Origin of the sequence: Actinoplanes sp. NPDC051513 (assembly GCF_044454685.1) — a bacterium.
Classification (GTDB): Bacteria; Actinomycetota; Actinomycetes; order Mycobacteriales; family Micromonosporaceae; genus Actinoplanes.
On record NZ_JBITDW010000004.1, the window covers coordinates 542,278 to 554,810 of the forward strand.

13 protein-coding genes are annotated in these 12,533 nt (G+C 69.8%); 7 read left to right on the forward strand and 6 right to left on the reverse strand.

Going from position 1 to position 12,533, the window contains the following annotated elements; translation table 11 throughout:
- Window positions 1–206 precede the first annotated feature (206 nt).
- Together ACIA5D_RS16965 and ACIA5D_RS16970 are read right to left on the reverse strand one after the other, a co-directional pair.
- Window positions 207–839 carry a sensor domain-containing protein gene (locus ACIA5D_RS16965; protein WP_396030858.1) on the reverse strand — a complete coding sequence of 211 codons (633 nt, stop codon included), beginning with the start codon at window positions 837–839 and terminating at the stop codon, window positions 207–209.
- An 83-nt stretch (window positions 840–922) separates the two neighbouring features.
- Window positions 923–2,326 carry an alpha/beta hydrolase family protein gene (locus ACIA5D_RS16970; protein ID WP_396030859.1) on the reverse strand — a complete coding sequence of 468 codons (1,404 nt, stop codon included), beginning with the start codon at window positions 2,324–2,326 and terminating at the stop codon, window positions 923–925.
- 175 nt (window positions 2,327–2,501) lie between these two features.
- Between ACIA5D_RS16970 and ACIA5D_RS16975 the strand changes: the two genes are divergently transcribed.
- Window positions 2,502–4,205: an Imm49 family immunity protein gene (locus ACIA5D_RS16975; protein WP_396030860.1), complete on the forward strand. Its 1,704-nt coding sequence runs from the start codon at window positions 2,502–2,504 to the stop codon at window positions 4,203–4,205.
- On the opposite strand, the gene ACIA5D_RS16980 is transcribed toward ACIA5D_RS16975, so the two are convergent.
- Both ACIA5D_RS16980 and ACIA5D_RS16985 read right to left on the reverse strand, forming a co-directional pair.
- The gene (locus ACIA5D_RS16980) at window positions 4,202–4,921 is read right to left on the reverse strand and encodes a BTAD domain-containing putative transcriptional regulator (RefSeq protein ID WP_396030861.1); all 720 of its coding nucleotides are present in this window, start codon (window positions 4,919–4,921) and stop codon (window positions 4,202–4,204) included. The genes ACIA5D_RS16975 and ACIA5D_RS16980 overlap by 4 nt on opposite strands.
- A gap of 76 nt (window positions 4,922–4,997) precedes the next feature.
- Window positions 4,998–5,186, reverse strand: coding sequence for a hypothetical protein (locus tag ACIA5D_RS16985; RefSeq protein ID WP_396030863.1), 189 nt, complete (start codon window positions 5,184–5,186; stop codon window positions 4,998–5,000).
- A 102-nt stretch (window positions 5,187–5,288) separates the two neighbouring features.
- On the opposite strand from ACIA5D_RS16985, the gene ACIA5D_RS16990 reads away from it, so the two are divergent.
- The 3 genes from ACIA5D_RS16990 (at window position 5,289) to ACIA5D_RS17000 (ending at window position 7,832) form a co-directional block, all read left to right on the forward strand.
- Complete coding sequence (locus ACIA5D_RS16990; RefSeq protein WP_396030864.1) at window positions 5,289–6,014, forward strand: BTAD domain-containing putative transcriptional regulator; 726 nt, start codon at window positions 5,289–5,291, stop codon at window positions 6,012–6,014.
- 14 nt (window positions 6,015–6,028) lie between these two features.
- Window positions 6,029–6,616 carry a GrpB family protein gene (locus tag ACIA5D_RS16995; protein ID WP_396030865.1) on the forward strand — a complete coding sequence of 196 codons (588 nt, stop codon included), beginning with the start codon at window positions 6,029–6,031 and terminating at the stop codon, window positions 6,614–6,616.
- Between the two features lie 91 nt (window positions 6,617–6,707).
- On the forward strand, window positions 6,708–7,832 hold the full coding sequence (locus tag ACIA5D_RS17000) for a hypothetical protein (protein WP_396030866.1): 1,125 nt from the start codon (window positions 6,708–6,710) through the stop codon (window positions 7,830–7,832).
- 23 nt (window positions 7,833–7,855) lie between these two features.
- Here the strand turns inward: ACIA5D_RS17000 and ACIA5D_RS17005 are convergent, their stop codons facing one another.
- Both ACIA5D_RS17005 and ACIA5D_RS17010 read right to left on the reverse strand, forming a co-directional pair.
- Window positions 7,856–7,990 (reverse strand): hypothetical protein, encoded by a 135-nt coding sequence (locus tag ACIA5D_RS17005; protein ID WP_396030868.1) that lies wholly within the window; start codon window positions 7,988–7,990, stop codon window positions 7,856–7,858.
- Between the two features lie 104 nt (window positions 7,991–8,094).
- Window positions 8,095–9,132, reverse strand: a complete 1,038-nt coding sequence (locus ACIA5D_RS17010; protein ID WP_396030869.1) for a LacI family DNA-binding transcriptional regulator — start codon at window positions 9,130–9,132, stop codon at window positions 8,095–8,097.
- A gap of 186 nt (window positions 9,133–9,318) precedes the next feature.
- Between ACIA5D_RS17010 and ACIA5D_RS17015 the strand changes: the two genes are divergently transcribed.
- From ACIA5D_RS17015 to ACIA5D_RS17025, 3 genes are read left to right on the forward strand one after another with little or no spacing between them, the layout of a single operon-like run.
- Window positions 9,319–10,224: a carbohydrate ABC transporter permease gene (locus ACIA5D_RS17015; RefSeq protein ID WP_396030870.1), complete on the forward strand. Its 906-nt coding sequence runs from the start codon at window positions 9,319–9,321 to the stop codon at window positions 10,222–10,224.
- A gap of 1 nt (window position 10,225) precedes the next feature.
- Window positions 10,226–11,143: a carbohydrate ABC transporter permease gene (locus ACIA5D_RS17020; RefSeq protein ID WP_396030871.1), complete on the forward strand. Its 918-nt coding sequence runs from the start codon at window positions 10,226–10,228 to the stop codon at window positions 11,141–11,143.
- 11 nt (window positions 11,144–11,154) lie between these two features.
- A complete protein-coding gene (locus ACIA5D_RS17025; protein ID WP_396030872.1) occupies window positions 11,155–12,492 on the forward strand; it encodes an ABC transporter substrate-binding protein in 1,338 nt (445 codons plus the stop codon).
- Window positions 12,493–12,533 lie beyond the last annotated feature (41 nt).

A 12,533-nucleotide genomic window follows, 5' to 3' on the forward strand; every position in this document is an offset into this window, starting at 1 on the left:
ACCGGTAGGTGGAAAGGCCTTACCTGGATCGTGGGCAGGGTGGGCGAAAGCGCGAGCGCGGATAGACACCGTCGACGACCGGTGCGTTACCCGCGCCCGCCGGCGGAAGGGAAGCGCGCCCGCCGGCGGAAGGGAAGCGCGCCCGCCGGCGGAAGGGAAGCGCGCCCGCCGGCGGAAGGGAAGCGCGTCCGCCGGCGGGACGAAAGCTAGAGCAGCGCGCGGGCGAACCCCGCCTCGAACCGCGCCGCCGCCCGGGCCACCGCCGGCAGGGTGAGCGCGAACACCGCGGCGACGGCCAGGTAGAAGAGCACGATCGTCCCGTACCCGTCGCCGAAGCCGAGCAGCTCCGGCAGCTCGACGTCGTCGCCCGGCAGCGCCCACCCCCACAGCGACCAGGTCGCCCCGCCGAGCACCCCGGCCCACCAGGTCGCCACGAACGAGAACGCGATCGTGCTGGGCGCGAGCCGCAGCACCGCGTGCGTGAGGTCCCGCCACGCCTGCGGGTCGGCCAGCACCGCGATCAGCCGCGCCGGCAGCGAAGCCGAAGCCGCCGTGCGGTAGGAAGGCGCCGGAAGGGCCGCGCCGAGCACCGGGGCGACCCGGGCCCGCTCGGCGGCGGCGAAACCGCGTGCCCACATCAGGGCGGCGGCCAGCAGCGGCACGCCGACCCAGACCACCGCCAGCCCGGCCCCGGCCGCGAAGCCGGTCAGGCAGACGCTGAACGCGACCACGGCCAGCGGAAATCCGGTGAGGACATATCGGGTGTCGGTGACGAGGCGGCCCCACGCACGGACCGCCGGCGCCGGGGCGAGCTGAGTGTCGATCAGAGTCGTCGTCATACCCACGACGCTATTCATCGAACACCGTGCGGCCGATCCGGTGAGCCACCCGATCGAAGGTAGGGCTGGCCCTACCCTCAACCTCAGGGGCAGGCCGGCGCGACGAAGTAGGGGTGAGCGCCACGGGTGAAGCGGCAGCCGAACGCCGGGGACGCCACCGCCTTCGGGTTGAGGATCGCGTCACCGGCGGGCCGGTGTCCGGTATAGACCCACGCGGTCAGGTCGTCGAAGCCCGCGGCCAGCTCCTCCTGGGTGAAGTCGCAGTGCCCGACGCCGCGGATCGCCCGCGAGACGAACAACTTGCCGCGACCGTGAGCGGCGGCCTCGGCGGCGTACACCTGCTCCATCGAGAACGGCACGAACAGGTCGCCGATGTCGTGCAGGGACAGGACCGGGATGCGCGGATTGCCATCCACGCGGGGAATCCCGGCGAGACCGCGGTCGGCGACGGCGGTGTGGCGCACCCGCAACACCGAGGCGTTGAGCCGCCACTCGGCCGCGGTCGGCCAGATGCCGTCGGTGCTGCGAAAGAACGTGCCCCGGTTGTCGGTCACGTTGCCGGGCGCGATGTTGGCCGTTCCGCCGGTCAAGCCCGGATACAGGCCGAACAGGAACGGCATGTCGCTCAGCGGCGCCAGCGAGGTCGCCGTGTTCCAGTAGGCGAACGCGCCGGCGAAGCCCGGCCGCGGCCCGCCGGTGCGGCGTTCCACCACGTCGGACCACGTCTGCCCGGCCGCGGTCAGCGCCGGTGGCCGCCCCACGTTCACCCCGAGCGCGGGCAGGATCGCGGCCACCGTCGCCCGCCACTGGTCCTGATAGTCGGGCGCGGGCGTGAGCGGAAAGTCGATCGGCGTCTTCGCGAGCGCGGCCGCGGTGACGTTCGCGTCGAGGAAGTAGTCGAACAACTTCGTGTCGCCGAGCACGCCGCAGTAGGGCATCGCGCCGGCGAACGCGCGCGGATAGGTCTCGATCGCCACTGCGGTGACGTGACCGCCCATCGATGCGCCGGTCATGATGACGCTTCTCGCCGCGCGCCCGGTCACCTGGCGGAAAAGACCGATCATCGCGTACGAGTCGCGCACGCCCTGCCCCACGTCGTAACCGTTCGTCGCGTAGCTGGAGGCCGCCCACGCGTAACCGTCGCCGACGTAGTGCGCGCGCAGGTCGGGCGAGTTCACGTACACCGTGGTCCCGGTGCCGCGGTAGCCGTGCGCGTACACCACGAGCTTGCCGTTCCACCGGGCCGGGACCTCGATCCGGTACGCCGCGCCCGCGCTGATCCCGGTGTAGGCGCGAGCGCCCGCCAGCGCCACGAACGGCGTCCCGGTGATGTCGCAGTCGGGGTCGGCGACGGTGTAGCCCGGCTGGGTGGTGCTCGGCGCCGGCGCGGAGCAGACGGGAGGGTCGGCCAGGGCCGGCTCACCGGCCGCCGCGAACGGCAGCACCAGGCTCAGGGCGACAGCGGCACGCATCCAGCCAGTGATCATTGTCGTTACCTCCCGGTAACATCCAATGCTCGTCATTGATGACTGTCAAGGCCATGAACTCCCTGGTGACCTGCTTTAGCGGCAATACGGCTACAGGCGGGGAAAGGAGCTGTCCAGGACCCCGCCGGACGTCGTCTACTACTACGTCAAGCCACCCGAGGGGAGGGGAGGGGCAGTGACCGCCGCCGAGCGCTGGACGGAGACCTTGGCATACGTCGAGGGGCGCCGCGAGGTGCTGCTGACCCGCGACCCCACCGGCCGCGACGGGCTCGACCTGCTCGAGGCCGAGCTGGAACGCGCCTGCCTCACCGCGGCGCTCGGCAAGTCCCGGGTGCGCGAGCAGGCCCTCGCCGGCGCGTCGTGCGCGGCAGCGGCGGCCGGGATCGCCTGGATGCGCGACCGCGGGAGCGTCGAGCTGCCGGTGCCCGGCGGCGTGCGGCAGTTCCCGGCCGAGGGTGTCGCGATCGGGCCGAGCACGTGGCTGCCGGCGGTCGGCGTGTGCCGGGCGCTGCGCGACGAGGCGGGGCTGGCCGTGCTCGGCGACCCGGCGCTGCTCGAACGGCTGGGCGAGACCGGCGACTCCTTCTGGACGGCGGTGGGCGCCGCGCTGACCCGTCCGGACCCCGCGACGATCGCCGCCGCGCGCGAGGCCATGGCCGGGACGGGCGAAACGATTGCCGAGCCGGAATACGTCGCTCTGCGCGTACGCCCGCTTCTTGATCTTCTTGCGGCCGCGGAGCAGGCGGCGTTCGACGCGGCGCTCGCCGCCGCCCTGGGGTGTCACCAGGAGCTCTACGGCCGGGAGGAATGGGAGCTCGACCCGCTCGGCCCGCTCGCGCTGCCGATCATCGGCCTCGCTGCGCTCGCCCACGACCGGGGGCTTCAGGTGCGAGCGGGCGCGGGGCTGCTGCCGGCCGATCTGGTACGCGGTGACGTCCGTCCTCTCGGCACGGTCCGCTTCCACTTCCCGCCCGGCCGGCTGCACCGCTCCGAGGAGGCCACCTGGTTCCTCGACCTGGAAGGCTTCCCGCGCGAGGGACGCTCGCACGGCATGCGGTTGCACGACGGGAAGCTGCGGGCCACCTACACCGCGGGCAACGCGCCCGGCCTGCCCGAGGCGTGCCTGTCGGCCGAGCCGCCGCCACCGGTCGAGGGCGTGGAAGACCTGATGGACGTCGGCGAACTGGTGCTGACGGCCGACCTGCTCTCCGGCCGTGCCGGCGACGACCGCCAGCGCCGCGCCTGGCTCGCCGAGGCCGCCGACTGCCTCGCCGACGCCCGCGCCCGCCCCGAGCCGCGCTTCGTCCACGAGCGCGGCTGGGCCGCCTACCGCGCCGAGCCGGGCCGCTTCGACCCCGAGCGTCTGGCCGCCGTCGAGACTGCCTGGCGGGAGATGCTCGACGAGTGGGACGCCGGCGACGCCCGCACCCAGTCCGGCGTGTCGATCACCGTGCTGCGCCTCCAGCTGGAACCGATGCTGCAGGCCATCGCGGTCGACCGCACCGGCGTCGCGCTGCGCGAGATGCGCCCCAGGGACGAGGACTACGCCAAGACCTTCACGCCCGGCACGGTCGAGCGGGCACGGCGGCGCTACGAGGAGCTGTGGGCCGGTCCGCTCGACTTCCGCCACCCCGACACCAACGCCCGCGTGGAGATCCACGTAGCCCCGGCCGGGATGCTCGGCGACGCCAACGAGCTGTCCCGGTTCTTCCCGGGCGGCTACCGCACGATCGCCGGGCTGCTGCTGCCCAAGCGCGTCTGGGCGGCTTGGCGCTACGTGACGCCGGGGCAGACGGCTGGGCTCTCCTACGACGGCCTCGCCTGGTGCGACGACCACTGGGCGTGGTTCCCGAAGCCCTACCGGCTGCTGGCCGGTTAGACCGCCGCGCAGGCCTGGCGGAACAAAGCGCGGATCTCCGGGCCCGGCTCGATGCCCAGGTGCTCGCTGAGCTGGCCGCGGAACGACCGGTACTGGCGGACCGCCTCGGCCACATTGCCGTCGCCCAGGTGGGCGGCGATCAGCACCCGCTGGCCGGTCTCGCGCAGCGGCTCGATCTGCACGGCGCGGATGCCGGCGTCGATCGCGGCCGCGTGCCGGCCCTGAGTGGACAGGCGGCGGCAGAGCGCCTCGAGCCCGTGCAGGCGCAGCTGTCGCAGCCGCTCCCGCTCGATCACCACCCAGTCGTCGTGCCACTGCGGCAGCAGGTCGAGCCCGAGCATGGCCGCGGTCACCGGCGGCTCCCCAGCGGCGAACGGATCGGCCACGAGCCGCCGGGTCGCGCCGACCAGATCGGTGAGGTCGACCCGGATGCCGCGGTCGATACGCAGGTAGGGGCCTTCGGAGTGGACCAGGCCCGCGCCGGCGCGGCGGATGCGCCACAGGGCGGTCCGCAACCGGGCCGCGGCCCGCTCGTCGCACACGTCCGTCCATAGCGTGCCGGCGATGACGGAACGATGCTGATGCCAGTCGTGCAGCGCCAGAAATGCGAGCAGCCGCTGCCCGGCAATCGGAATGGAAATGCACTTTCCCGCATGTCGAAACTCCAGCCCGCCGAGCAGGCTGAGCTGGGTCTGCGTATTTCGGTCGGCCGCCACCACCGTCACCCCCGTATCAGGACTGACGCAATTGGAGAACGCGGTCGGCGTGCCTTCAAGACAGTTGTCGTTGATTTTATTCGCCAGACATTTCGAGCAGCCAGCGGCGAACCGCCTCGGTGATCTCCTCGATCCCGGCGGCGTAGCGGGGCGGGCCGTCGTCTTCCGCGCCCGCCACCGTCCAGTCGAAGAAGCGCGCGACGACACCTTCACGATCGCACCAGACGCGCAGCAGCAGCGCGCCGGACGGCGGCTCCTCATCCACGTTTCCTCCCCGGATCGCGTGCCGCCCGATCCTCATCGGGCGCTGTCACGGCGGCGTTCCCCGTGAGACGCAGCGGTGACGGCGGCTGGCTAGCGTGGCCCGATGACCTCCGATCCGGCCTGCGTCGTGCTGCATCTGTGCGGCGGCCCCTACGTCACCCTGGGCCGGCAACGCCGCGAGGTCCCCGAGGGCAGCAAACGGCTTCTCGCGTACGTGTCATTGCGCCGCTCCCGGGTGCAGCGGCGGCACGCCGCGGCCGCGCTCTGGCCCGGCGCCGGCGCGGTCCGCGCCTCCGGAAACCTGCGCTCGGCCCTCTGGCGCCTGCGCACCGCCGGCGTCGACCTGCTGGCCGCCGACAAGTGGTCGCTGCGGCTGCGCGACGGCGTCCTGGTCGACGTGCACGTCATGGACGACTGGGCGGCCCGCCTGACCCGCGGCGCCCCGGGCCCCGCCGACCTGGCCGTCCTGCCGTCGCTCTCGGACGCCCTGGAGCTGCTGCCCGGCTGGTACGACGACTGGGCCATCGCCGAGCGCGAGCGGGTGCGCCGGCGGCTCCTCGACGCCCTCGAAGCCCTGAGCCGGGCCCTGACCCGGGCCGGTCGCCCCGGCGAGGCGGTGGAGGCCGCCATGGCCGCGGCGACCGCCGACCCGCTGCGCGAGAGCGCCCAGCGCGCCCTGATCCACGCCCACGCCGCCGAGGGCAACTGGATCGAGGCGCGCCGCGCCTACGACGCCTACCGCGACCTGCTGCGCCGCGAGCTCGGCGTCGAGCCGTCGCCCGACCTGTCGGCCCGCCTGCCGAGAGCCCGCCGGTTTGCTCCCGTGTAGTTACCTGGTGCGGCATGCGTATGCCGCCGTTGCCCACCCCCGCCCCGATCGACGCCCCCGGCCGTGTCGTGGGCAACCGCCCCGCCCACGTCACCAAGCCGATCGCCATCAGTCCCTATGACCCGGACTGGCCGGGGCGCTTCCGCCGCGAACAGGCACGAATCCGGGCCGCGCTGGGCACGACGGCGCTCGCGATCGACCACGTCGGCTCCACGGCCGTGCCGGGGCTGGCCGCCAAGGACCGCGTCGACATCGACCTGATCGTGGCCGACCCCGCCGACGAGGACACCTACGTCCCGGCGCTGACCGAGGCGGGCTACCGGCTGGCCACCCGGGAACCGCATTGGTACGAGCATCGCTGCCTGTGGAACGCCGGCCACGACGTGAACCTGCACGTCTTCGGCCCGGACTGCGACGAGCACCTGCGCCACCTGATCCTGCGCGACTGGCTGCGCGCCCACCCCGAAGACCGCGACCGGTACGAGGCGGGCAAGCGCGAGGCCGCCGCCGCGAACCCGATGTCGATGTCCGGCTACGTCGCCGGGAAGGCGGGCGTCATCCTCGACATCCTGCGGCGGGCCGGTCTCAGACCTGGTAAATAAGGGTGCCCGGCGGTCGGCGGTCCACGCGCATCGTCGGGTAGGTGAAATATCCGAAGGCATGGCTGGAGATGGTGACGACTACCATGGGCGCATGTTCCGCCGTGGGCAGGTAGTCCAGGACGAGATCATCGCACGCAACATGCGGAGGTTCTTTCGAACGCTCCGAAGCGAGCAGCGGCGAGATCTTGAGGAAGTCGCGACCAGCTACGGAAAATTCCTCTGGGCCCAGAGGGCCAAACTGGAAAGTGAACTGTCTCGATCACGTTTCTGCGTCGCCTTGTCGATTGGCGACACTGCTCAAGACCTGGACAATATCACCAAGCGTGCCTCACTTATATCGGATACGCTTCTGCTCTCACACGACGAATCTGGGAGTTATCGCGATATTGGTGCAATTTCACGCGAAGAAAGTGTGGAGTGGATACCGGCTGGGGCTGGAGGAGTGGCCGTTCCCCAGGACGTCTTCATGGAGCTGTCCCGTCAACGGGATCGGAACCACCTGTCGACTGCGTACGGAATCTATTGTCCTGACCTGGATATGCTCGGGCAGTGGATTCTCGACGCGGAGCTGCTGCTCCGTGCCGGCCTGGTGTGGTATTTGCCTAGCTACGGGACCGCCAAGTACAGGACAAAAGACGGAGTGAGGACGGCTCTCGACAAGGTTGCACGGGTCACCCCCGTTGACTACTTGATCCGGGATGGCCGCGCGGTGGACGCTTCCGGCGCGAACCCAATAAAGAGTCAGCTTGTGCGCCCTGTACTTCGTATCGACCTACCGTTCTTGGAAGGAGTTGGACTCCGAGATTTCGGCAAGATCACGACCGGAGAATTCTCCGCATATTCCGCCTTTCGGGACTTCCTTCGAAGTAAGTTCCTGGAGATGGACACGGCGATGAACGACATTCAGTCGGACCGCGAACTTCTCAAGTTGGGTTTGCAGATCAAGGACCACGTTCGGTCAGCGCGCGCTCAGATGGAGGCGGCCAGGAGGAAAAGAGCCGTGAGCGTGACCGGCGCGGCGATCGGATCCGTAGGGGCGATTCTTGTGGCTGTGTACGGGCCTGCGCTGGCGGCGGCAATCGCGGCCGTCGGTGCAAGCGGCGGCGTGTGGGGCATCCTCAGCGCCACAGCGGACAACAGCATCCGCGCTCTTCGCGAGGACAAGTGGTACTACGTCTGGGCTTTGGCCAAGAAGGGCAAAACCCCCGTTCTGTGATGTCGCCGTGCCACGATTCAAGGTCACGACCGAACGACCATCGCGGCCCAGCCCACCAGCCGGCCGGCGTGGCCGGAGTCAGCCCAGACCAGCCCCACGCTAGGGAAGCACTGGTGCAGCGCCCAGAGCAGCGGCCGGGCGCCGTCGCGGTCCTGCACGCCGGCGCCGGTGACCAGGAGCGTCGAGCAGCAGTCCGCAGGTGTCGACGGCGATGTGACGTTTACGGCCGTTCACCTTTCTTGCCGGCGTCGGAACCAGGGTCTCAGCTGACCGGGGGCGGTGGGGGAGCGGTGCTTTCCCGGACCACCAGCGTGGTCGGCACCAGGACCGTGCCGGCCTCGGCGCGCTCGTCGTGGATCTGTTCGAGCAGGCCGTGCACGCAGCGCCGGCCGACCTCGGCGAAGTCCTGGTGGACCGTGGTGAGCGGCGGCAGGTACGCGCCGGCGTCGGGGATGTCGTCGAAGCCGACCACGCTCACCTCCTCGGGCACGCGGCGGCCCCGCTCGTGCAGGGCGCGCAGCACGCCCAGCGCCATCTGGTCGTTCGCCGCGAAGATAGCGGTGCAGGACGGCTCGTCCGCCAGGACCAGGCCGGCCCGGTAGCCGGAGGCGGCCGACCAGTCGCCGCGCTGGACCGGCGGGACGACCCGGCCGGCGTCCTCGAGCACCGCGCGCCAGGCCGCCGCCCGCCGCTCCGAGGAGAACGACTCGGCCGGGCCGGTGACGTGCCAGACCGTCTTGTGGCCGAGGCCGAGCAGGTGGCGCACGGCCTGGCGGGCGCCGTCGGCCTGGTCGGTGTCGACGACGGGGTAGCGGTCGCCGGCGTCCGAGTCGACGACCACCACCTGGACACCGGGCGGCAGGGTCAGGTCGACGGCGTCGAGGAGGTGGACCTCCATGATCACGATGATGCCGTCGACCGCGAGCTCGCCGAGCCGGGTGAACGCGCCGAGCACGCCGTCCTGGGTCGGCGCCGCGACCGGGAACAGCGTGATCGCGTACCCCTCCTGGGCGGCCTGCGCCGCGATGGCCTCGACGGTGCGGCTGTTGCCGGTGGTCGCGAGGGTGAACAGGATGACGCCGATGGTGCGGAAGCTGCCGCGCTTGAGCGCACGTGCGGCGCTGTTCGGTCGGTAGCCGAGTTCCCGCATCGCCTCGAGCACCTGATTCCGGGTCTTCTCGACCACGCCCGGGTGGCCGGTCGACACCCGCGAGACGGTCTGGGACGAGACGCCGGCCAGCCGCGCGACGTCGGCCATCGAGACGCCGCGGGTGCGTGGCCGGGGGGACGCGTCGCTCATCGAAACTGGCTCCTTGACGATCCGTGGTGCCAGTGAAACTATCACCTCGATGTTTACGTAAACATCACGTTGCTGAACTTCGAGCAACACGGTAGAACACGATCGAACACGTGCCTGGTGCACAATGTTTACGTAAACATCCGGAACGCCGCCGGTCGGCCCGGCGGGATCGGAAGGGTGAGGGGCATGGCAACAACCCAGGTCGCGGCGCCGCCGGGCGTACCGCGACGACGGCGCCGGTCATGGAAGGGCTGGCAGTTCGTCGGCCCGTTCATGCTGGTCTTCGCGCTGGTCTTCCTCGCACCGATCGTGTACTCGATCTATCTGAGCCTCTTCAAGAACCGGCTGATCGGCGGCAACTCGTTCGTCGGCCTGGACAACTACCAGCAGGCCATCCAGGACTCCCAGTTCTGGTCGGCGTTCGGCCGGGTCGCGCTGTTCCTGGTCGTCCAGGTGCCGATCATGCTGTTCCTGGCACTGCTCGTGGCGCTCGCCCTCGACTCGGGACGGCTCTACGGCAAGGCCTTCTTCCGGGTGACGATCTTTCTTCCGTACGCGGTGCCGGCCGTCGTCGCGACGTTGCTGTGGGGCTTCATGTACGGCAGCCGGTTCGGCCTGGTCGGCAACGTCAACGACGCCCTGCACGTGACGCTGCCCGACCCGCTCTCCCCGCACCTCGTGCTCGCGAGCATCGGCAACATCGTGACCTGGGAATTCGTCGGCTACAACATGCTGATCTTCTATTCGGCGCTGCGCACCGTGCCGGTCTCGCTCTACGAGTCTGCCGAGATCGACGGCGCCGGCCAGTTCCGCATCATCCGGGCGATCAAGCTGCCGGCCATCCGCGGCGCCATCGTGATCGCCACCATCTTCTCGGTGATCGGCAGCTTCCAGCTGTTCAACGAGCCGGCCATCCTCAAGCCGCTCGCCCCGAACGCGATCACCACGTTCTTCACCCCCAACCTGTACGCCTACTCGCTGTCCTTCTCGGGCCAGCAGTACAACTACGCCGCCACGGTCGCGATCATCATGGGCGTCATCACCATGGTCATCGCGTACGTCGTGCAGCTCCGCGGCACCAGGGAGAGCTGACATGACCACGGCGGTGCAGTCGTCCTCTCGTACGCGAAAGATTTCGCCCACCGCGACCGGTTCCCGCAAGCGCAGGCGCAAGCAAAGCGTGACTCTCACGATTCTCACCGCGCTGATGGCGCTCTACACGCTGGTGCCCCTGGCCTGGCTGTTCTTCAACTCGACCAAGACGCAGGACGGCCTGTTCACGTCGTTCGGGCTGTGGTTCGACGACGGCAAGTTCGCCCTGTTCGCCAACATCAAAGACACGCTCACGTACGACGACGGAATCTTTCTCCGCTGGCTGGCGAACACCCTGCTGTACGTCGTGGTGGGCGCCGGCGGCGCAACTTTCCTCGCCGCCCTGGCGGGGTACGGCCTGGCCAAGTTCGACTTCCCGGGCCGCAAGGGCGTCTTCGCGGTCGTCATCGGCGCGGTCGCCGTCCCCGGCACCGCCCTCGCCGTCCCGCAGTTCCTGCTCTTCGCCAAGCTCGGCCTCACGGACACCCCGTGGGCCGTGATCATCCCGTCCCTGGTCACGCCGTTCGGCCTGTACCTGATGTGGACGTTCTCGGCCCAGGCCGTCCCGAGCGAGATCCTCGAGGCGGCCCGGGTGGACGGCGCGGGGGAGTTCCGCACCTTCTTCCGCATCTCCGTGCCGCTGCTCGCTCCCGGGCTCGTCACGGTGCTGCTCTTCAACATCGTCGCGACGTGGAACAACTACTTCCTGCCGCTGATCATGCTGAAGGACCCGGACTGGTACCCGCTCACCATCGGCCTCAACGCGTGGAACGCGCAGTCCGGCACGGCGGGCGGCCAGGCCGTCTTCAATCTCGTCATCACCGGATCGCTCCTCACGATCCTGCCGCTGATCGCGGTGTTCCTCCTGCTCCAGCGCTACTGGCAGTCCGGCCTGGCCGCCGGAAGCGTCAAAGAATGAAAGGACCCCTCATGCGCAAACTTTGGCCGGTGGCGGCGGCAGCCGCCCTCACCCTGGCGCTCGCCGCCTGCGGTGGCGGATCGGATTCGTCGTCGGACTCGGGATCGTCGTCCGGCGGCACGGTCTCGGACACCGACGTCACCGCGGCCCTCGAGAAGGGCGGCACGCTGACGGTCTGGGCGTGGGAGCCCACCCTCAAGCAGGTCGTGACGAATTTTCAGCAGAAATACCCCAATGTAAAGGTCGATCTGGTCAACGCCGGCACCGGCGACAAGCAGTACACCGCGCTGCAGAACGCCGTCGCCGCCGGCAAGGGCGTCCCGGACGTCGCGCAGATCGAGTACTACGCGCTGCCGCAGTTCGCCCTCGGCAAGTCGCTGACCAGCCTCAAGGGCTACGGCGCCGAGGACCTCAAGGCCGATTTCACCCCCGGCCCGTGGAACTCGGTGCACTCCGGCGGGGACATCTTCGGCCTGCCGATGGACTCGGGCCCGATGGCGCTGTTCTACAACAAGGACGTCTTCGACAAGTTCGGCGTCAAGGTGCCCACCACCTGGCAGGAATACCTCGACGCGGCCCGCAAGATCCACAAGGCCGACCCGAAGGTCTACATCACCAGCGACACCGGTGACGCCGGCTTCACCACCAGCATGATCTGGCAGGCCGGCGGCAAGCCGTACCAGGTCGACGGCACCAACGTGACGATCAACTTCACCGACCAGGGCAGCACCACCTACACCCAGCTCTGGCAGCAGCTGATCAGCGAGAAGCTCGTCGCCCCGATTTCCGGCTGGACCGACCAGTGGTTCCAGGGCATCGCCAACGGCACCATCGCCACCCTGCCGACCGGCGCGTGGATGCCCGCCAACTTCACCTCCAGCGCCCCCAGCGGATCCGGCAAGTGGCGGGTCGCCGACATGCCGCAGTGGACCGCCGGCGCCAACGCCAGCGCGGAGAACGGCGGCAGCTCGCTCGCCATCATGGACAAGGGCGCGAACAAGGCTCTTGCCTACGGCTTCATGAAGTACGCCAACGACGGCGACGGCGTGCAGATCCGCGTCGACAACGGCGCCTTCCCGGCCACCACCAAGGCGCTCAACGACCCGAAGTTCCTGGGCACCGAGTTCAAGTACTTCGGCGGCCAGAAGGCCAACGAGATCTTCGCCAAGTCGGCGCAGAACGTCGTGACCGGCTGGTCGTACCTGCCGTTCCAGGTCTACGCCAACAGCATCTTCAACGACACCGTCGGCAAGGCGTACGTCTCGAACACCACCCTCCCCGACGGCCTGAAGGCCTGGCAGGAGCAATCCGGCAAGTACGGCACCGAGCAGGGCTTCACCGTCAAGTGACACCCGGGGGGCCCGCTTCCGCGGGCCCCCCGTTTTAAGGA

Excerpts from the sequence above, each read along its gene's own strand:
- ACIA5D_RS16970 (WP_396030859.1), bottom strand. The coding sequence starts at position 2,326 with ATGATCACTGGCTGGATGCGTGCCGCTGTCGCCCTGAGCCTGGTGCTG.
- ACIA5D_RS17025 (WP_396030872.1), top strand. The coding sequence starts at position 11,155 with ATGCGCAAACTTTGGCCGGTGGCGGCGGCAGCCGCCCTCACCCTGGCG.
- ACIA5D_RS17010 (WP_396030869.1), bottom strand. The coding sequence starts at position 9,132 with ATGAGCGACGCGTCCCCCCGGCCACGCACCCGCGGCGTCTCGATGGCC.
- ACIA5D_RS17020 (WP_396030871.1), top strand. The coding sequence starts at position 10,226 with ATGACCACGGCGGTGCAGTCGTCCTCTCGTACGCGAAAGATTTCGCCC.
- ACIA5D_RS16990 (WP_396030864.1), top strand. The coding sequence starts at position 5,289 with ATGACCTCCGATCCGGCCTGCGTCGTGCTGCATCTGTGCGGCGGCCCC.
- ACIA5D_RS16965 (WP_396030858.1), bottom strand. The coding sequence starts at position 839 with ATGACGACGACTCTGATCGACACTCAGCTCGCCCCGGCGCCGGCGGTC.
- ACIA5D_RS16995 (WP_396030865.1), top strand. The coding sequence starts at position 6,029 with ATGCGTATGCCGCCGTTGCCCACCCCCGCCCCGATCGACGCCCCCGGC.
- ACIA5D_RS17015 (WP_396030870.1), top strand. The coding sequence starts at position 9,319 with ATGGCAACAACCCAGGTCGCGGCGCCGCCGGGCGTACCGCGACGACGG.
- ACIA5D_RS17000 (WP_396030866.1), top strand. The coding sequence starts at position 6,708 with ATGTTCCGCCGTGGGCAGGTAGTCCAGGACGAGATCATCGCACGCAAC.